The sequence below is a fragment of the Pseudomonas sp. PARCl1 genome (genome assembly GCF_947311875.1).
Lineage (GTDB): Bacteria > Pseudomonadota > Gammaproteobacteria > Pseudomonadales > Pseudomonadaceae > Aquipseudomonas > Aquipseudomonas juntendi.
In genome coordinates this window covers 38009-57258 of sequence record NZ_CAMZMX010000037.1, presented here as the reverse complement: position 1 = coordinate 57258, position 19250 = coordinate 38009, and the positions used below count along the sequence as shown (strand labels likewise).

19 protein-coding genes are annotated in these 19250 nt (G+C 62.1%); 11 read left to right on the top strand and 8 right to left on the bottom strand.

Going from position 1 to position 19250, the window contains the following annotated elements; translation table 11 throughout:
- Positions 1 to 203 precede the first annotated feature (203 nt).
- Positions 204 to 791: a TIGR00730 family Rossman fold protein gene (locus QME24_RS18410; RefSeq protein WP_235768136.1), complete on the bottom strand. Its 588-nt coding sequence runs from the start codon at positions 789 to 791 to the stop codon at positions 204 to 206.
- Positions 792 to 1140: 349 nt separating this feature from the next.
- Between QME24_RS18410 and azu the strand changes: the two genes are divergently transcribed.
- Positions 1141 to 1590, top strand: a complete 450-nt coding sequence (gene azu, locus QME24_RS18405) for an azurin (protein ID WP_029885725.1) — start codon at positions 1141 to 1143, stop codon at positions 1588 to 1590.
- Between the two features lie 64 nt (positions 1591 to 1654).
- On the opposite strand, the gene nadE is transcribed toward azu, so the two are convergent.
- Both nadE and pncB read right to left on the bottom strand, forming a co-directional pair.
- The gene (nadE, locus tag QME24_RS18400; protein ID WP_009683309.1) at positions 1655 to 2482 is read right to left on the bottom strand and encodes an ammonia-dependent NAD(+) synthetase; all 828 of its coding nucleotides are present in this window, start codon (positions 2480 to 2482) and stop codon (positions 1655 to 1657) included.
- A 3-nt stretch (positions 2483 to 2485) separates the two neighbouring features.
- The gene (gene pncB / locus QME24_RS18395) at positions 2486 to 3691 is read right to left on the bottom strand and encodes a nicotinate phosphoribosyltransferase (RefSeq protein WP_009683308.1); all 1206 of its coding nucleotides are present in this window, start codon (positions 3689 to 3691) and stop codon (positions 2486 to 2488) included.
- 467 nt (positions 3692 to 4158) lie between these two features.
- Between pncB and QME24_RS18390 the strand changes: the two genes are divergently transcribed.
- The 6 genes from QME24_RS18390 (at position 4159) to QME24_RS18365 (ending at position 10672) form a co-directional block, all read left to right on the top strand.
- Positions 4159 to 5295, top strand: a complete 1137-nt coding sequence (locus QME24_RS18390) for a branched-chain amino acid ABC transporter substrate-binding protein (RefSeq protein ID WP_280091396.1) — start codon at positions 4159 to 4161, stop codon at positions 5293 to 5295.
- 158 nt (positions 5296 to 5453) lie between these two features.
- A complete protein-coding gene (locus tag QME24_RS18385; protein WP_009683306.1) occupies positions 5454 to 6368 on the top strand; it encodes a branched-chain amino acid ABC transporter permease in 915 nt (304 codons plus the stop codon).
- Positions 6369 to 6370: 2 nt separating this feature from the next.
- Positions 6371 to 7672, top strand: a complete 1302-nt coding sequence (livM, locus tag QME24_RS18380; RefSeq protein ID WP_009683305.1) for a high-affinity branched-chain amino acid ABC transporter permease LivM — start codon at positions 6371 to 6373, stop codon at positions 7670 to 7672.
- Positions 7669 to 8544 (top strand): ATP-binding cassette domain-containing protein, encoded by an 876-nt coding sequence (locus QME24_RS18375; protein WP_029885721.1) that lies wholly within the window; start codon positions 7669 to 7671, stop codon positions 8542 to 8544. The genes livM and QME24_RS18375 overlap by 4 nt, the downstream gene beginning before the upstream one ends.
- A complete protein-coding gene (locus tag QME24_RS18370) occupies positions 8541 to 9257 on the top strand; it encodes an ABC transporter ATP-binding protein (protein ID WP_009683302.1) in 717 nt (238 codons plus the stop codon). The genes QME24_RS18375 and QME24_RS18370 overlap by 4 nt, the downstream gene beginning before the upstream one ends.
- 647 nt (positions 9258 to 9904) lie before the next feature.
- Positions 9905 to 10672: an SDR family oxidoreductase gene (locus QME24_RS18365; protein ID WP_029885720.1), complete on the top strand. Its 768-nt coding sequence runs from the start codon at positions 9905 to 9907 to the stop codon at positions 10670 to 10672.
- A 35-nt stretch (positions 10673 to 10707) separates the two neighbouring features.
- Here the strand turns inward: QME24_RS18365 and QME24_RS18360 are convergent, their stop codons facing one another.
- The 3 genes from QME24_RS18360 to QME24_RS18350 all read right to left on the bottom strand — a co-directional run bounded on the left by QME24_RS18360 (position 10708) and on the right by QME24_RS18350 (position 13075).
- A complete protein-coding gene (locus QME24_RS18360) occupies positions 10708 to 11805 on the bottom strand; it encodes an AGE family epimerase/isomerase (RefSeq protein ID WP_029885719.1) in 1098 nt (365 codons plus the stop codon).
- A gap of 108 nt (positions 11806 to 11913) precedes the next feature.
- Positions 11914 to 12546, bottom strand: a complete 633-nt coding sequence (locus tag QME24_RS18355; protein WP_009683298.1) for a TetR family transcriptional regulator — start codon at positions 12544 to 12546, stop codon at positions 11914 to 11916.
- 121 nt (positions 12547 to 12667) lie between these two features.
- Complete coding sequence (locus QME24_RS18350) at positions 12668 to 13075, bottom strand: hypothetical protein (RefSeq protein ID WP_054904947.1); 408 nt, start codon at positions 13073 to 13075, stop codon at positions 12668 to 12670.
- A 336-nt stretch (positions 13076 to 13411) separates the two neighbouring features.
- Between QME24_RS18350 and QME24_RS18345 the strand changes: the two genes are divergently transcribed.
- Entirely contained in the window at positions 13412 to 15478 is a 2067-nt protein-coding gene (locus tag QME24_RS18345; RefSeq protein ID WP_280091397.1) for an AsmA family protein, read from the top strand.
- Positions 15479 to 15830: 352 nt separating this feature from the next.
- Here QME24_RS18345 and QME24_RS18340 read toward each other — a convergent pair whose 3' ends face one another.
- Positions 15831 to 16361 carry a ferritin-like domain-containing protein gene (locus QME24_RS18340; protein ID WP_009683295.1) on the bottom strand — a complete coding sequence of 177 codons (531 nt, stop codon included), beginning with the start codon at positions 16359 to 16361 and terminating at the stop codon, positions 15831 to 15833.
- A gap of 47 nt (positions 16362 to 16408) precedes the next feature.
- Positions 16409 to 16750, bottom strand: a complete 342-nt coding sequence (osmE, locus tag QME24_RS18335) for an osmotically-inducible lipoprotein OsmE (protein ID WP_009683294.1) — start codon at positions 16748 to 16750, stop codon at positions 16409 to 16411.
- Positions 16751 to 16873: 123 nt separating this feature from the next.
- Here osmE and QME24_RS18330 point away from each other — a divergent pair, with 123 nt between their 5' ends.
- From QME24_RS18330 to QME24_RS18320, 3 genes are all read left to right on the top strand, one after another.
- Positions 16874 to 17764, top strand: coding sequence for a triacylglycerol lipase (locus QME24_RS18330; RefSeq protein WP_280091398.1), 891 nt, complete (start codon positions 16874 to 16876; stop codon positions 17762 to 17764).
- A gap of 92 nt (positions 17765 to 17856) precedes the next feature.
- Complete coding sequence (locus tag QME24_RS18325) at positions 17857 to 18144, top strand: PsiF family protein (protein ID WP_029885715.1); 288 nt, start codon at positions 17857 to 17859, stop codon at positions 18142 to 18144.
- Between the two features lie 70 nt (positions 18145 to 18214).
- Entirely contained in the window at positions 18215 to 19222 is a 1008-nt protein-coding gene (locus QME24_RS18320) for a membrane protein (RefSeq protein WP_009683291.1), read from the top strand.
- The last annotated feature ends 28 nt before the right edge of the window (positions 19223 to 19250 follow it).

The window sequence follows — 19250 nt, the reverse complement described above, 5'->3', positions numbered from 1 at the left end:
CGAACAAGGCGGCCGCGCGCATCTGGCACAGGGGTTACTGGCCCGAAACAAACGTAGGAGCGAGCGCAGCTCGCGATGCGCCGCGCGGGCGGCGCTCGATCTCACAGGCACTGAAGATGCAGCGGCTACCCTTGCCAGGAACCATAGAATCTCCCACAGGTACAATGCTCGCTTTAGGATTTTGTGCAGCCCCTGAATCTGGTTTAGTCAGGCTTCTTGTCGACCCACTTCGGCGCCACCGGCGCGACAAAGCGGTCCATCGCGCCCAGCAGTTCATCCGGCTGCTGCCCCAGCAACAACATATCCCGGTGCTGCGGGCGCACGAAACCCTCCTCGACGATATGGTCGAGGAACCCGCCAAGCTTGTCGTAGAAGCCGTTCACATCCAGCAGCCCCAGCGGCTTGGCGTGGTAGCCCAGTTGCCCCCAGGTCCAAACCTCGAACAGCTCTTCCAGCGTACCCAGGCCACCCGGCAAGGCGATGAACGCGTCGCTCAACTCGGCCATGCGAGCCTTGCGCGCATGCATGCCATCGACCACTTCCAGCCGCGTCAGGCCTCTGTGGCCGACCTCGGCGTCCAGCAGGCTCTGCGGGATGATCCCTACCACGTCGCCACCTGCTGCCATCGCGGCGTCGGCTACCACACCCATCAAGCCAACTGCACCACCGCCATACACCAGCGTCCAGCCTCGGCGGGCAATCGCCTCACCCAGCGCGACCGCCGCCTCACGGTAGGCGGGGTTGCTGCCAATGCTGGCACCACAAAACACACAAACGGAACGTACAGGCATTACTCACCTCCAGTCATTCAGGGTGACAGGGTACGGTGGCTGACCGTCGCCTCCAAGGCCGTGTTCATTCCGGGCGAGAAAACTCGCAGATGGCGCCGGTAGCGCCGTGGGCGTAGGCGGCGAGCAGGCCGTTCAGAAACTGGGAGATGGGCATTTGGTATTGCTCCTAAATGAGAGGTTGTCCCATCGTCCAATAAAAGGGCATGATGTGCTCTTAGATTGGTTGTATACAATCCATTGAACAATTCAACTGACTGGCCACTTGACACCCCCTTGACCCATATCAGCAGGGTGCTGAACGGTTTCAGGCAGTCTCGCAATTGATAAAACCCTGCCAAGGAGATTCATGATGTTTGCGAAAGCTGTAGCGGTATCCCTGCTGACCCTCGCCAGCGCCTCTGTCTTCGCCGCCGAGTGCTCGGTAACTGTCGACTCCACCGACCAGATGTCCTTCAACACCAAGGAAATCACCGTCGACAAAAGCTGCAAGGAATTCACGGTCAAACTGACCCACTCCGGCAACCTGCCGAAGAACGTCATGGGCCATAACCTGGTGATCAGCAAGACTGCCGACATGCAGGGCATTGCGACCGAAGGCATGAGCCAGGGCCTGGAAAAGGACTACATCAAGGCTGACAACGCCGCGATCATTGCCCATACCAAAATGATCGGCGCGCCGGAAAAAGAAACCGAAGTGAAGTTCGACCCTTCCAAGCTGGAAGCCGGTGGTGACTACAGCTTCTTCTGCACCTTCCCGGGCCACATCTCGATGATGAAAGGCAAGGTTGTCGTCAAGTAATCAGCTGACGCCGAGCCCTGTAGGGGCGGGTAAACCCGCTCCTACAGGCATTGTTACAGCCTGATCAAGGGGCGAACGGCAATTCGCGCTTGTGCTGGGTCTTGCGGTAGGTGGCCACGATGATGTCGAACGCTGCCTGGTCGACCGGCTGCCCATGCAGGAACGCGTCGATCTGCTGGTAGGTCACCCCATGCGAGGCTTCGTCCGGTTTGCCCGGTGCCAGGTCTTCCAGGTCTGCAGTCGGCACCTTCTCCACCAGTGACTCCGGCGCGCCAAAACTGCGTGCAATGGCCCGCACCTGGTTTTTTACCAGGCCGCTCAGCGGCGCCAGGTCGCAGGCACCATCACCAAACTTGGTAAAGAAGCCCATCACCGCTTCGGCGGCGTGGTCGGTACCGATCACCAGCCCTGCGCGCGCGCCGGCGATGGTGTATTGGGCCACCATGCGCGTGCGTGCCTTGACGTTGCCTACCACGAAGTCCACCAGCGCCGGCGAGCCGCTTTTCAATTCCACCACTTCAGCCGCCAAGGCGCGCACTGCCGGGGCGATGTCCACGGTGTGCACTTCGTCGGCCCTGATCACGTCCAGGCAGGCCTGGGCGTCATGTTCATCATGCTGCACCTGGTACGGCAGGCGAACGGCGATGAAGGTATAAGCCTGGTCACCGGTTTCGGCGCGCAGTTCGTTGATGGCGCGCTGGGCGAGCAGGGCGGCGGTCAGCGAGTCGACCCCGCCGCTGATGCCCAGTACCAGGGTCTTGAGCCGGGCGTTGGCCAGGCAGTCCTTGATGAACGCCACGCGCCGGGCAACTTCTGCCTCTAGCGCGGCCGCGTCGGCGAACGGCGGCTGGACCTTCAGCGCCTGGGCAATTTCTTGCTGAACCGCTTGCATGGGTTACTCCTTGCTGGGGACTTTGAATACGTGACGCATGTAGGCAACGAAGTTGGCGTCGCGGCACTGGGTCTTGGCCGCTTCGTCGGAAATCTTGGCCACCGGTGCGCCGTTGCAGTCGGTCATTTTAAGCACGATGCTCATGGGGACCACACCCGGTATGTCGCAGGTCAGGTTGGTACCGATGCCAAAGCTGACGTTGATGCGCCCGCGCAGGGCCCGGAAGATTTCCAGCGAGCGGGTAAGGTTGAGGCTGTCGGAAAACACCAGGGTCTTGGTCATCGGGTCGATACCCAGTTTCTGGTAATGGGCGATCGCTTTCTCGGCCCAGGCTACCGGCTCGCCGGAGTCGTGGCGCAAGCCATCGAACAGCTTGGCGAAGTACAGGTCGAAATCGCCGAGGAAGGCATCCATGGTGATGCAGTCGGTCAGGGCGATACCGAGCAGGCCGCGGTACTCGCGCACCCAGCAGTCCAGCGCGGCGATCTGGCTGTCGATCAGCCGAGGGCCCAGCTGCTGGTGCGCCATGATCCACTCGTGGGCCATGGTGCCCAGCGGCTTGATATCCAGTTTCCATGCCAGGTCAACGTTGCTGGTGCCGACGAAACGGCCAGGGAAGTCGTCGCGCAGTACCCGGACCACTTCCTCCTGCACGCGGCTGGAAAAGCGCCGGCGGGTGCCAAAGTCGGCTACCTGCAGTTCCGCCAGTTCGTCGTCGCTGGCGTGGGCGCGCAGCCAGTCGAACTTGCGGTACAGCTGGTCGCGTGCCTCGGCCAGGCGCATATGCGGGTGCAGGTGGCGGTTGCGCACTTCGCTGATGATCGCCAGCAAAGGCACTTCGAACAGGATCACATGCAGCCAAGGGCCTTTGAGGCGCAGGAACAGCTGATCGTGCTCGATGCCGAGGTGCACATAGCGCAGGTTGAAGCGAAACAGCCGCAAAAACCGCAGGAAGTCGGGCTTGAGGAAACTGATGCGCTCCAGAAAACCCAGCTGGCCATCATCGAGCGTGAGGTCGTTGAGCACCTCCAGCTGGTGGCGGATTTCGCCTAGATACGGCCGCAAGTCCTCGCCGTTGCGGCAGCGGAATTCCCATTCGACGTCGGCGTCCGGGTAGTTGTGCAGCACACCCTGCATCATGGTGAGTTTGTAGAAATCGGTGTCGAGCAGGTTGTGCACGATGCGCTCGGCGAATGCGCTCTCGCTCATCAAAGGGGCTCCGGAGGCGGCGAATGGGGGACATTGTGCCAGCCTTTTCGGCCTTGTTGTGTCTGCGCTGGCCTGTTCGCGGGTGAACCCGCGCCTGCAGGGCCGCGTATCTGCCAAATCCGCGTGTTTTTCGGTGCACCCGCCAGCCTTGTAACGGTGCTGCCTGTAGCAGTCGCGCACCACGGGTGTGCAGTTCGGTGACGTCTGCTGTTACAGGCCGGTTGCACGTAAACACCCGGCAGGGTTGCAATGATGGCGCGCGGCGGTTGCGCCTTGTCTGTACGGGTGGTGGCGCCCGGCGCGTGGCAGACGGTTGCACGCTCAATAAAGAAAAGGCCGTCGGTCGCTTCTACGTGCCGATGGTGGTGTGATTTTCCGTAAGACAAAACTGATGGCACGGCCCTTGCTCTGAGCATTGGGCTGAGAAGTTGTAGTGCCAACCAAAAAAACTCTAGGAGCACCACCTCATGTCGCAGACGTTTTACAAGAAAGGTTTCCTGGCGCTTGCCGTAGCCACGGCACTGGGTGTTTCTTCGTATGTCCAGGCCGACGTCAAGATCGGCGTAGCGGGGCCGATGACCGGAGCCAACGCAGCGTTCGGCGAGCAGTACATGAAAGGTGCGCAAGCTGCGGCCGACAAGATCAACGCCGCGGGTGGCGTGAATGGCGAGAAAATCGTGCTGGTCAAAGGCGATGACGCCTGCGAACCGAAACAGGCCGTTGCCGTAGCCAACCGCCTGGTCGACCAGGACAAGGTGATCGGGGTGGTCGGCCACTTCTGTTCGTCCAATACCATCCCGGCCTCCGAGGTGTATGACGAGGCCGGCGTGATCGCCATCACGCCCGGTTCGACCAACCCACAGGTCACCGAGCGCGGCCTGAGGGCCATGTTCCGCATGTGTGGCCGTGACGACCAGCAGGGCGTGGTCGCCGGCGACTACATTGTCGACGTGCTCAAGGGCAAGAAAGTCGCGGTGCTGCACGACAAGGACACCTACGGCCAAGGCCTGGCTGATGCCACCAAGGCACAGCTGGAAAAACGTGGCGTCAAGCCTGTGTTGTACGAAGGCCTGACCCGTGGCGAGAAAGACTTCAGCGCCGTGGTTACCAAGATCCGTGCTGCCGGTGCCGATGTTGTCTACTTCGGCGGCCTGCACCCGGAAGCCGGCCCGCTGGTGCGCCAACTGCGCGAACAGGGCCTGAAGGACGTCAAGTTCATGTCGGATGATGGCATCGTCACCGACGAGCTGGTGTCTACCGCCGGCGGTGCGCAGTACGTCGATGGCGTGTACATGACCTTTGGCGCCGACCCGCGCCTGCTGCCAGACAGCAAGGCCGTGGTCGAGGAGTTCCGCAAGGCGGGCACCGAACCGGAAGGCTATACGCTGTACGCCTACGCCTCGCTGCAGGCGCTCGCCGCCGCCTTCAACGGCGCCAAGTCGAACAAGGGCGAAGACGCTGCCAAGTGGCTCAAGGCCAACCCGGTGCAGACCGTCATGGGCGAAAAGAAGTGGGACAGCAAGGGCGACCTGACCGTGTCCGACTACGTGGTCTACCAGTGGGACAAGGACGGCAAGTACCACCAGCTGGACAAACAAAAATAATAACGGCCACCCGCCCGGGTTGCGCATGCGCCCGGGCCTGAGCCCCTGCGGTACCTGTCCTTATTCGGAGACCTGCACGGTCGTGCACTGCTGGGGCCGCATTGTCCGTGGCCTTGCGTGGTCGGCATGCGTGCAGTCTCGCTCAGTGAGATTGCGTTATGGATGGTATTTTCCTGCAGCAACTGGTCAACGGCCTGACCCTCGGGTCGGTCTATGGCCTGATCGCCATCGGCTACACAATGGTCTATGGCATTATCGGCATGATCAACTTCGCGCACGGCGAGGTGTATATGATTTCCGCCTACCTGGCGGCGATCAGCCTGGCATTGCTGGCCTATTTTGGCGTCGAGTCGTTTCCCCTGCTGATGCTGGGCACGCTGTTGTTCACCATCGTCGTCACGGGGGTGTACGGCTTCACCATCGAGCGCATCGCCTACAAGCCGCTGCGTAACTCTACCCGCCTGGCACCGCTGATCAGCGCCATCGGCATTTCGCTGATCCTGCAGAACTACGCACAGATCAGCCAGGGCGCTCGCCAGCAAGGCGTGCCAACCCTGCTCGAAGGCGCCATGCGCATCGATGTCGGCACCGGCTTCGTGCAACTGACCTACACCAAGATCTTCATCCTGGTGGCGGCATTCCTGGGCATGGGCCTGCTGACCTATGTGATCAAGTACACCAAGCTCGGTCGCATGTGCCGCGCTACCCAGCAAGACCGCAAGATGGCCTCGATCCTGGGCATCAACACCGACCGGGTCATTTCCTACGTATTCGTCATTGGCGCAGTGATGGCCGCCCTGGCAGGCGTGCTGATCACCATGAACTACGGCACCTTCGACTTCTATGCCGGCTTCATCATCGGTATCAAGGCATTCACCGCTGCAGTGCTCGGTGGCATTGGCTCCTTGCCGGGCGCCATGCTCGGCGGAATCATCCTGGGGATCTCCGAATCGCTGTTCTCCGGCCTGATCAACTCCGACTACAAGGACGTGTTCAGCTTCTCGCTGCTGGTGATGATCCTTATCTTCCGCCCACAAGGCCTGCTGGGTCGCCCGCTCGTGGCTAAGGTGTGAACATGTCGATTGCCAAAATTGCTTCTGCCTCTGAAACCAAAGGTTTCGATATCAAACGCAGCCTGCTCGAAACCCTCGTCGCCGGCCTGCTGGCGCTGATCGTGTTCGGCCCGATCGTAGGCGTGGTGCTCGACGGTTATACCTTCAACGCCGAACCCCGCCGCGTGGCCTGGCTGGTAGGTGGCGTGATGCTCGGGCGTTTCCTGCTCAGCCTGTATGTGCAGACCGCTGCCGGCCGGCGCATGCTCGAAGGCTTCGACAGCGGTGGCTCGGGCGTGCATGTGCGGGCGCCGAACTATGTGTCGCGGCTGCGCTACATCATCCCGGCGCTGATCGTGATTGCCATCGTCTTCCCGATCTTCGCCAACAAGTACCTGCTGACCGTGGTCATCCTCGGCCTGATCTATGTGCTGCTGGGCCTGGGCCTGAACATCGTGGTCGGCCTGGCCGGCCTTCTCGACCTGGGGTACGTGGCCTTCTACGCCATTGGCGCCTACGGCCTCGCACTGGGTTACCAGTACCTTGGCCTGGGCTTCTGGAGTGTGTTACCGCTGGCAGCCATTGCGGCGGCCCTTGCCGGTTGCATCCTGGGCTTCCCGGTGCTGCGCATGCACGGTGACTACCTGGCAATCGTGACGCTGGGCTTTGGCGAGATCATTCGCCTGGTGCTGAACAACTGGCTGTCGTTCACCGGCGGCCCCAACGGCATGCCGGCGCCGTCGCCAACCTTCCTTGGCCTGGAGTTCGGCCGCCGGGCCAAGGACGGTGGGGTGCCCATCCATGAGTTCTTCGGCTTTGCCTACAACCCCAACCTCAAGTTTGTGTTCATTTATGCGGTGCTGTTCATGGTCGTGCTGGCCGTGCTCTACATCAAGCACCGCTTGACCCGCATGCCGGTCGGCCGGGCGTGGGAAGCGCTGCGCGAAGACGAGATCGCCTGCCGTTCGATGGGCCTGAACCACGTGCTGGTCAAGCTCTCGGCCTTCACCCTGGGTGCTTCCACCGCGGGTTTGGCCGGCGTGTTTTTTGCCACTTACCAAGGCTTCGTCAACCCCTCGTCGTTCACCTTCTTCGAGTCGGCCTTGATTCTCGCCATCGTCGTGCTGGGTGGCATGGGCTCCACCGTGGGCGTCGTCATTGCGGCATTCGTGCTGACCGTGGCGCCCGAGTTGCTGCGCAGCTTCTCCGAGTACCGGGTGCTGCTGTTCGGGGTACTGATGGTGTTGATGATGATCTGGCGACCGCGGGGGCTGATCCGCATCAGCCGTACCGGTGTGACCCCGCGTAAAGGAGTGGCGCCATGAGCGACGAAATCATTCTGTCGGTCGACAACCTGATGATGCAGTTTGGCGGCATCAAGGCGCTCAGCGACGTGAGCCTGAAGGTCAGGCGCAACCAGATCTTCGCCCTGATCGGCCCCAACGGCGCCGGCAAGACCACGGTGTTCAACTGCCTGACCGGCTTCTACAAGGCCAGTGGCGGGCGCATCGAACTGAATGTGCGCGGTAGCCACACCAATGTGATCCAGCTGCTGGGCGAGCGTTTCCAGGCGGCCGACTTCGTTTCGCCGGCACGCTTTGCCAGCCGCCTGTACTACAAGATGTTCGGCGGCACCCACCTGGTCAACCGCGCGGGCCTGGCGCGCACCTTCCAGAACATCCGCCTGTTCAAGGAAATGTCGGTGGTGGAGAACCTGCTGGTGGCCCAGCACATGTGGGTCAACCGCAACCTGCTGGCGGGGGTATTCAATACCAAGGCCTACCGCAAGGCCGAAAGCGATGCGCTGGACCACGCCTTCTACTGGCTGGAGGTGGTCGACCTGGTCGACTGCGCCAACCGCCTGGCCGGTGAGCTGTCGTATGGGCAGCAGCGCCGCCTGGAAATCGCCCGCGCCATGTGCACGCGACCAAAGATCATCTGCCTGGACGAACCGGCGGCGGGCTTGAACCCGCAGGAGACCGAGGCACTTAGCCAGATGATTCGCGTGCTGCGTGACGAGCACGATATCACCGTGGTGCTGATTGAACACGACATGGGCATGGTCATGAGCATTTCCGACCATATCGTGGTATTGGACCACGGCAACGTGATTGCCGAGGGTGCGCCACAGGACATCCGCAACAACCCGACGGTGATCGCTGCCTACCTGGGTGCAGACGAAGAGGAACTGGTATGAGTGCACCCATTCTCGAGCTGAAGGACCTGGACGTGTTCTATGGGCCGATCCAGGCGCTGAAAAAGGTATCGATGCACATCAACGAAGGTGAGACGGTCAGCCTTATCGGCGCCAACGGGGCCGGCAAGTCGACCCTGCTGATGTCGATCTTCGGGCAGCCGCGGGCGGCTTCCGGGCAGATCGTCTACCGTGGCACCGACATTACCCGCAAGTCATCGCACTACATTGCTTCCAACGGCATCGCCCAGTCGCCGGAAGGGCGCCGGGTATTCCCCGACATGAGCGTCGAGGAAAACCTGATGATGGGGACCATCCCCATTGGCGACAAGCATGCCGACGAAGACATGCAGCGCATGTACGAACTCTTCCCGCGCCTAAAAGAGCGGCGTAACCAGCGGGCCATGACCATGTCCGGTGGCGAGCAGCAGATGCTGGCGATTGCCCGGGCGCTGATGAGCCGGCCAAAATTGCTGTTGCTGGACGAGCCCTCGCTGGGGTTGGCACCCATCGTGGTCAAGCAGATCTTCTCGACCCTGCGGGAACTGGCGAAGACCGGCATGACCATTTTCCTGGTGGAGCAGAACGCCAACCACGCCCTGAAACTGTCGGACCGTGCCTACGTGATGGTCAACGGGCAAATTCGCATGACCGGGACTGGGCAAGAGTTGTTGGTCAACGAAGAAGTGCGCAGCGCTTACCTGGGTGGGCATTAGTTCCCCCTAGGGGCCGCGATCCATGCCCGGTCGCGGTCCCCTGTAGGAGCGGCCTTGTGTCGCGATGGGCTGCAACGCAGCCCCCTTCCCATGTGGACAACTCAACCTAACCGGGCCCTCAACCCGTTCACCCACAGCTACCCAACCCCGCTTCCCGCAAGCCAAATCTTTTCCACCGATAATGTGGAACCGCCTGTGGAAAACATGGTGGTATCCCCCTCCAACCCAACACCATCAAGCCCTACAGCGGCATGATCATTTTTTGATCAGTGCACCCCTGTGGATTGTTTTCCCAGGCAAATCACGTCATTCCAACCACTCCCAGCACTGCGCAAATTCTGTGGATAACTCTGTGTAAAAGCCTTGGACACCCCGCTACAGGCGGCATGCTTGAAAGCTTTCGCCACCACCGAAAAGAATGCCGCCGACCACGACGGGCTGAAAGGGTTCCGCCGGACAGCGAAGTTGCCCCCAATCCGTGGGGAAAGCCCTGTGGATAACATGCGCATAGCTGGCGCGGAGGCTTCTGCCACAAGGGTTTGCCGCACATGAACAAAAAATGACCAGCTGCCTTTTCGGCTTGCCGCCAGCGTTGGCCACGGGCATGCTGCAAAGCTGCCATGACCACCCACTGCGAGGAACAGAGCATGTCATCCACCGTATTCATCACTGGCGCCACGTCGGGTTTCGGCGAGGCCACAGCCCGCCGTTTCGCCGAAGCCGGCTGGAAGCTGGTGCTAACCGGTCGTCGCAAGGAGCGCCTGGACGCCTTGTGCGCCGAGCTTTCTGCCAAGACCGAAGTACATGGCCTGGTGCTCGATGTGCGTGACCGCAAAGCCATGGAGCAGGCCATTGCCAGCCTGCCAGCCGGCTTCGACAAGCTGCAGGGCCTGGTCAACAACGCCGGCCTGGCGCTGGGCGTGGATGCGGCGCAGAACTGCAGCCTGGACGACTGGGAAACCATGGTCGACACCAACATCAAGGGCTTGATGTACACCACCCGCCTGCTGCTGCCACGGTTGATTGCCCATGGCCGTGGGGCGTCGATCCTCAACGTCGGTTCGGTGGCCGGCAACTATCCGTACCCGGGCAGCAACGTGTATGGCGGCACCAAGGCCTTTGTCGGGCAGTTCTCGCTGAGCCTGCGCTGCGACCTGCGTGGCACAGGTGTGCGCGTGAGCAACATCGAGCCGGGCCTGTGCGAAAGTGAATTTTCGCTGGTACGGTTTGGTGGTGACCAGGCCAAGTATGACGCCACCTACGCCGGCGCCGAGCCTATCCAGCCGCAGGACATTGCCGAGACCATCTTCTGGATCCTCAACCAGCCCGCGCACATCAACATCAACAGCCTTGAGCTGATGCCGGTGAGCCAGGACTGGGCCGGGTTCTCGATCGACCGGTCGGTCAAGGGCTGAGCCAGGGCCGCTCGGCGGCCACAGCCGCGAAGGCTTCAGCTCAGGCGCTGCAAGCCTTCCAGGCAAGTTGCCAGGTGGTAGGGCGTAGTCGAAGGCATGTCATGCCGGCTGACGGCACCCTCGCCATCCCGGCATTCGTACCAGCCAGCCTCGCGCAGGAACCGCGCTTCCAGCACCTGCAACTGTTCAGGCAACCTGGCTTCACCGCCAGCGCGCAGCACCAGCGCACGCAGGTACTCCGCCTGTGCCCAGATGCGCTGGGTGGCGTCCAGCACCTGGCCGTCCACGCCCAGCATGGCGAGCACTGCGCCACCCTGCACCCCTTGTTGTTCGGCGTAGCTGAACGCCCGGTCGATCGAGGCATGCAGCGGCGTATCTCGCAGCAGCGGGGAGGTGTGCAAGAGGTAGAACCATTCGAACTGGTGGCCAGGCTCGTACCAGTTATCCACAGCCCCGCGCGGTTTCTCCAGCATCAGCCCATGGGCCGGTTCGACGAAATGCGCCTGGAGTGCTGCACACAGTTGCAGCAGTGACTGCCGGGTATGTTCGTCGTCGCGAACAGCCAGTACCTGCAGGAAGGCCTCGGCCAGGTGCATCTGTGGATTCTGCAGGGGCCCGCTGCCCAGGTCTGCCCAATCCTCGCCCAGGCTTGCTTCGTACAGGCCATCGTCCCTGGCGAACTGCTGGTCGATGATGTCGAGGCCGGCATTGAGTGTGGATTCCACCAGGCTTTCGCCGACCTTGCCCCAGTAATGCGCGCAGGCAAAGACGATGAAGGCGTGGGTATACAGGTCCTTGCGCCGGTCCAGCGGGTTGCCCTGGGCATCAATGCTGTAGAACCAGCCCCCGTGCTCCGCGTCGTGAAAGTGCTTCTGCAACGAGCGGAACAGCGCGGCTGCACGCTCGGCGGCGCCCGGTTGTTCGATGCGGCTGCTGAACAGGTACAGCTGGCGGGCGCAGGCCATGGCCCGGTAGCGCTGTACCGGTAACGGCCGGTGCTGGGCGTCGAGGGCTTCGTAGGGCAGTGCCATGTCGGCATTCCAGCCAGGGCCTTGCCACATTGGCACGATGCGCTCGGCGAAGTGCTGGTTGAAACGGGCCAGTGCGGGCAGGGTAGGGCGGGGGTCGGACATGTCGGCGCTCGTGGCTGTCGGGCAGGGCGCCATGGTAGCAGAAGTGGGGTTTTCGGTAGCCGGTGGTGCGCTTGCCCGGCTGGCCGGGCGGGGTTGAGCGAAAGGCGATCAGCCCGGGTTGCCTAACCCTTGCCAATGCCGCGCCCCGACGAAGATGAAGCGCAACTGCTGAGTGATCTTTTCCTGTGGCGACAGGGCCTGTGGATAACCCGCTTCTGGGCTGTCGATCAGCTCGGGCAGGGTGGCGAACACCGTTTTCACCACCAGGTCGGCCATCACCGTCAGCGCCGCGCTGTCCAGGTGCTGCCAGCGTTTCATGCGCGCAAGGTCGGTGGCCAGGTCGTCGCTTATGTTCTGACGCAGGCGGGCAATGGCCTGGCGCACCGGCTGTGACCCACCATACTGTTCCCGCGCCAGGAACAGAAACAGTGCGCGGTGGGCGGCGACTACATCGAGAAAGATGCGCACCGAGGCGTCGGTGATGCCGCCCAGCTCGAATTCGTTGTGGCGGACCAGGCGAATGGTCTGGCGGAAGGTGGTATCGATCTCGGCCACCAGGGCCAGGCCCAGGGCGTCCATATCCGGGAAATGCCGGTAGAAGCCGGTTGGCACGATGCCGGCTGTTTTCGCCACTTCGCGCAGGCTGATGCTGCCAAAGCCCCGGCCACTTTCCATGAGCTGGCAGGCGGCATCGAGCAGGGCCTGGCGAGTCTGTAGCTTCTGTTCGGCGCGCGGCAGCATGGTGCGGGCTTCTGTGACGGTGAGGCTGGGCACTCTAGTTAAAAAAACGAAGCCCGGTCAATGACCGGGCTGGGAGGGGAGCAAGCGGTGTGACACAGGTTGTTCTTTTCAGCCATGGCAATCAGCTCACGTGGCTGATTGCAACCAGGCGATCCGAACCACCTTCGGCCACGCGGCCGGACTGTTCGATGAGGCGATCCGAACCACCTTCGGCTACGCGGCCGGACTGTTCGATGAGGCGATCCGAACCACCTTCGGCCACGCGGCCAGATTGTTCGATCAGGCGATCCGAGCCACCTTCGGCCACGCGGCCGGACTGTTCGATGAGGCGGTCCGAACCACCTTCGGCCACGCGGCCGGATTGTTCGATCAGGCGGTCCGAGCCACCTTCGGCGACTGTTTTCAGCGGTTGGGCAATTTCGACAGCGCTCGAACGCGATTCCGCAGTGAGGTGTTGTTCTGCCGCTGGCAGGGCAAAGGCGTTGGCGGCCAGGATGGACAGGGTCAGGGTCAGCAGTTGGCGTTTCATGATTCGGTGCTCCTTTCGGGGGCTGGAAAGTGGGTACGAAGCCAATGCTACGCCGGGTAACGCCAGAGAGAAGTTCATACGGGTAATGGTAACAATCGACCATATTGATAGAGCTCGGCGAGCGCTCTGTTAAGCGCCTTGCAGGCTCGTTGATGGCAAAATGCCGAGGCTGTTGTGGGGTAACATGAGCGCGGCCGCGCCACGATTTGCTGAGCGAATGGCCAGGAAAAACTTCGCTAAGATGACGCTCCCGATAAAACCCCACGGGTTTTCATCAGTCCCAGATACTAAGTGCCCCGCCGCGCCTGTTTCGAGCCCCGCAAGGAGAATCACGCAATGACGCGTCCCGCCAGAATCCTCGTCTGGACCCTCGCCACCCTGCTCACGCTGCTGGCAATACTGGTAGTGGTGATCGCCACCTTCGACTGGAACCGCGTCAAGCCGTTGCTCAACGAGAAGGTGTCCGAGGCCTTGCATCGGCCGTTCGCAATCAACGGCAACCTCGCCGTGCATTGGCGTACCGAGCCAGAAGAAGGCGGTTGGCGTGCCTGGGTGCCATGGCCGCACTTCACCGCCGAAGACCTGACCCTGGGCAACCCGGAGTGGTTGCAGGAGCCGAAGATGGTGGGCCTGGAGCGCGTAGAGTTCCGCCTGGCGCCACTTGCGCTATTGGTGCAGAAGATCAGCATTCCGCGCATCAACCTGACCAAGCCCACGGCCAGCCTGACCCGGTTGGCAGATGGCCGGGCCAACTGGACATTCGATTTCGGGCCGAAGGACGAAAACGAGGCACCGTCCAAATGGCAGTTGGACATTGGTGCCATCGGCTTTGACCAAGGCAATGTCAGCTTCGACGACCAGACCTTGAAAACCCGCATGAAGGTGCAGGTTGACCCATTGGGCAAGCCAATCCCCTTCAGCGAAATCGTTGGCAAGGCCAGCGCTGAAAAAGCCGGCGGAGCGCAGGATTACGCCTTTGCTTTCAAGGCCCAGGGCCGCTACAAGGGGCAGCCGGTGTCTGGCACCGGCAAGATCGGTGGCCTGCTGGCGCTGCAGGACGCCACCCAGCCGTTCCCGTTGCAGGCCGACGTGCGCATTGCCGATACGCACGTGGTACTTGCCGGCACCCTGACCGACCCACGCAACCTGGGTGCCCTTGACCTGCGCCTGCGCCTGTCGGGCGCCAGCCTGGGCAACCTCTACCCCTTGACGGGGGTGACCTTGCCCGACACCCCGGCCTATTCCACGGACGGCCGGCTCAGCGCCAACCTGCATGCAGCCGAAGGTGCGCGTTTCAAGTACGAGGGTTTCAACGGCAAGATCGGCGACAGCGACATCCACGGCGACCTGGCCTTCGTCGCCAGCCAGCCACGGCCCAAGCTGACGGGCAAGCTGGTGTCCAACCAGCTGCTGTTCAAGGACCTGGCGCCGCTGATCGGCGCTGACTCCAATGCCGAGCAGAAGGCCCGTGGCGGGGCCAGCAAGCAACCGGCCGGCAAGGTGCTGCCGGTGGAAGAGTTCCGCACCGATCGCTGGGGCGCCATGGACGCCGACGTCACCTTTGCCGGCAAGCGCATCGTGCACAGTGCGCAACTGCCGTTCAACGACCTGGCGGCGCATGTGATTCTCGATGACGGGCTGCTACGCCTGGAGCCGCTGCGGTTTGGCGTGGCCGGTGGCAACCTGGCCTCCAACATTCGCCTGGATGGGCGCAGCGTGCCGCTGCAAGGGCGGGCACAGTTGACCGCCCGTGGCTTCAAGCTCAAGCAATTGTTCCCCGGTTTCGCGCCCATGCAGACCAGTTTTGGTGAGCTCAATGGCGATGCCGATATCAGTGGCCGTGGCAATTCCGTCGCTGCCCTGCTAGGCACGGCCAATGGCGACCTGCGCATGTTGGTCAACGATGGCGCCATCAGCCGCAGCCTGATGGAGATTGCGGGTTTGAACGTGGGCAACTATGTGGTCGGCAAGCTGTTTGGCGATGAGGACGTGCAGATCAACTGCGCGGCGGCCGATGTTGGCATCAAGGACGGCTTGGCCTCGACCCGGCTGTTCATCTTCGACACCGAGAACGCGATCATCTATATCAATGGCACGGCGAATTTTGCCAGTGAGCAGTTGGACCTGAAGATCACCCCTGAATCGAAAGGGCTGCGGCTGTTCTCGCTGCGTTCGCCGCTGTATGTACGCGGGCCATTTGCCAAACCCAATGCGGGTGTACAGGCGGTGCCCTTGGCGTTGCGCGGTGCGGGCATGGTGGCGTTGGGGGTTGTGGCAGGGCCTGCAGCCGGTTTGCTGGCGCTGATTGCACCCAGCAGTGGCGATGATCCGAACCAGTGCACACCGTTGTTGCAGCAGATGAAGGCAGGCAAGGCACCCGCTGCGGTGAAAGGGCGTAAATAGCAGCTAGCTGTGTTGCCGGCCATTGCCACCCGCGGGCGCTGTTTGAGGTGCGGGTTTACCCGCGAATGCGGTGGCGGAGGCGACGGTGAATGGCCAGGAGAGAGCCGCCGGTAGGCCCGGCCTCTTCGCGGGTGAACCCGCCCTTACAAGGGGCGCTAAGCACCTAATGCCAGTCAGTTAAGTAATTTGGGGCCGCTTTGCGACCCTTCGCGGGCACGCCCGCTCCTACAGGTAATCGCGCATGCCTTGAGTTCAGCGCCAAACCTGTGGGAGCGGGCGTGCCCGCGAAGGGCTGCAAAGCAGCCCCAGTAACGCTTAACTGACTGGCATTCCGCTAAGCGCCCCCTGGTCCTTACAAGCCTTGCAGCAAGTCGGACATGTCGTCTGCGTGCTCTTCTTCCTGCGCCAGGATGTCTTCGAAGATGCGGCGGGTGGTAGGGTCTTTGTCGCCGATGTACTGGATGATTTCGCGGTAGCTGTCGATTGCGATGCGCTCAGCGACCAGGTCTTCCAGCACCATCTCCTTCAGGGAGTTACCGGCCACATACTGAGCATGTGAGTTCTTGGTCAGGTTGTCGGGGTTGAAATCCGGCTCGCCGCCCAACTGCACGATGCGCTCAGCCAGCTTGTCAGCGTGCTCGGCTTCCTGGTTGGCATGCTCAAGGAATTCGCTCGCGGCAACGCTTGCCTTGATACCGCTGGCCATGAAGTAGTGGCGCTTGTAACGCAGCACACACACCAGCTCGGTGGCCAGGGACTCGTTCAGCAGGCGCAGGATCTGTTCGCGGTCGGCGTGGTAACCCTCGGTCACGGCGCCTTGCTCAACATGCTGGCGGGCACGTTCGCGCAGGGTTTTTACATCGGTCAGTTCTGTAGCACTCATATTCATCTCCGAAAGCATCAGGGTGGTCGTGGCATGCAGGGTGAGACTTACGCGCCGTGAACGGCCTCGCTGTCTTCTTCGCGTTGTTTACAGGTTTTGAAGCCCTTGGCATCAACATGGCCGGTGGCGTCGAAACGCACGTAATACGGTTGTTGCTTGCCATCGTGGTTAAGAATGTAGTCGTTGCAGGTGCCCCCGTGCGGCAGGTCGATCACATTCGATGGGCTACCGCCAATGGCGATGACCTTCTGCATGGTCATGCCGTGCTCCACCTGCTTGACCAGCGGTTCGTCACGGTAGGTGACGTAGTCGACCGGGTTTTCCGGGCGGCTGCCGCAGGCGGCCAGGGTGGCGCTTGCCAGAAGGATTGCCAGGGTCTGCTTGTACATGGTCCCGCTCCTTGCAAAGGGTCTGTGTGGTTTTGAACAACAGCGCGCGCTAGGAGTTCGATTGCGATGCCCACGAAAGCCGCTGTAGGGTTGGCCAAACCTCCACGCAAAGGGTCAGGGGCAATGCAGCAGGATTTGGCTACGCAATACCCCTTGGTACTGGTGCCAGGGATGCTCGGGTTCGTCCGGGCGGGGTTCTATCCCTACTGGTTCGGTATTGTCCCGGCCTTGCGCAAAGGGGGCGCGCGGGTGTTCCCGGTACAGGTTTCGCCGCTGCACAGCAGTGAGGTGCGCGGCGAGCAACTGCTGACCATCATCGAAGACATCTGCAGGCGCACAGGCGCCGCCAGGGTCAACCTCATCGGCCACAGCCAAGGCGCCCTGAGTGCGCGTTATGCAGCCGCCAGGCGGCCAGCCAGGGTGGCATCGGTCACCTCGGTGGCCGGGCCCAACCATGGCTCGGAGCTGGCCGACTACCTGCAACGCACAGCGCCGGGGAATTCGCCCCAGGGGCGTATGCTGAGGGCGGTGCTGCATGCCTTTGCCGTGGTGCTGGGGTGGCTGGAAACCGGTTGGCGGCGCGACCCGTTGCCGGTGGATGTGCATGCCTCGCATCAGTCGCTGACCAGCGCCGGGGTGGCACTGTTCAACCAGGCTTACCCACAGGGCTTGCCGGCCACCTGGGGCGGGGAAGGCGCCCATGAAGTCAACGGAGTACGCTATTACTCATGGTCCGGCACCTTGCAGCCCGGGCTGACCGACCGGGGGCGCAACCGCTTCGATGGCAGCAACCGTTTCTGCCGCCTGTTCGCCCGCAGCTTCGTCAGGGAAAAGGGCCAGTGCGACGGTATGGTGGGGCGCTTCAGCTCGCACTTGGGGCAGGTGATCGGTGACGATTACCCGCTCGACCACCTGGATATCGTCAACCAGCAGTTCGGCGCCGTAGGGCGGGGTGCCGAGCCGGTGCGGCTGTTCACCGAACACGCCGCGCGGCTCAAGGCGGCAGGCCTTTAACGGCGGATGTGGGGGGGCTGGGGGCTGAAATTCTTGGCTACACTCTCACCTCGACACCCGTGCATCGGGCACGGAGCCCAGGAGACCACTCCATGAAAGTGCTGCACATCCCGTTACTGGCCCTGGCGTTGATGTTCAGCGCCCAAGGCTTCGCTGCCAACACCGCGCAGCAGGAGAAAATGAAAACCTGCAATGCCGACGCCACCGCCAAGGCCCTCAAGGGTGATGAGCGCAAGGCCTTCATGAGCACCTGCCTGAAGAAGAGCGCCCCGCAAACCCAGCAGGAAAAGATGAAAACCTGTAACGCCGACGCCACCACCAAAGCCCTGAAGGGGGACGAGCGCAAAGCGTTCATGAGTGACTGCCTGAAGAAGAAGTGACCTACGCCTATGCCTGCGCCGTCAAGGCTGGCAGACTGCGGGCATTCCCGCTGTCTGCCTTCGAGGCTGTATGACCTTTACCCCGCGTCAGATTACCTTGGCCAGCCTGATCATCGTCATGGCCGGCCTGCTGCTAGCTTTGCCGCTGAAGTTATTGCCCAGCCTGCTGGCCGGCTTGCTGGTATTTGAACTGGTCAACATGCTGACCCCGCGCCTGCAACCCCTGCTGGCCGGGCAACGCGCGCGCTGGCTGGCGGTGGCGCTGCTGGGCACGCTGGTGGTGCTCAGCCTGAGCCTGCTGATTGCCGGCGCGTTCAGCTTCCTGCTGCACGAGGCGGAAAACCCCGGCGCCTCGTTGGACAAGTTCATGGCCCTGGTCGAACAGGCCCGCAGCCAGCTGCCGCCGTTCATCGAAGCCTACCTGCCCGCCAGTGCTGCCGAATTCAAGGTCGCCATCGGCGACTGGATCAAAAGCCACCTCAGCGACCTGCAACTGGTCGGCAAGGGCATGGCGCACATGTTCGTCACGCTGCTGATCGGCATGATCCTCGGCGCCATCATTGCCTTGCAGCGCATTCCCGATGTGTCCCGGCGCAAGCCGTTGGCGGCGGCATTGTTCGAGCGCCTGGCCTTGCTGGTACAGGCGTTTCGCAACATCGTCTTCGCCCAGATCAAGATTTCGCTGCTCAACACGGCCTTTACCGGCATTTTCCTGGCAGTGGTGATGCCGCTGTTCGGGGTGCACCTGCCGCTGACCAAGACGCTGATCGTACTGACCTTCCTGCTGGGGCTGCTGCCGGTGATCGGCAACCTGATGTCCAACACCCTGATCACCATCGTCGGCTTGTCGCTGTCGATCTGGGTGGCGGCGGCGGCGCTGGGCTACCTGATCGTCATCCACAAGGTCGAGTACTTCCTCAACGCCCGTATCGTGGGTGGGCAGATCAGCGCCAAGGCGTGGGAGCTGCTGCTGGCGATGTTGGTGTTCGAGGCGGCGTTCGGGCTCCCTGGGGTGGTGGCGGGGCCGATCTACTATGCCTACCTGAAAAGTGAGCTGAAGCGGGCCGAGCTGGTTTGAAGCGGCAAGCTACAAGCGGCAAGCTACA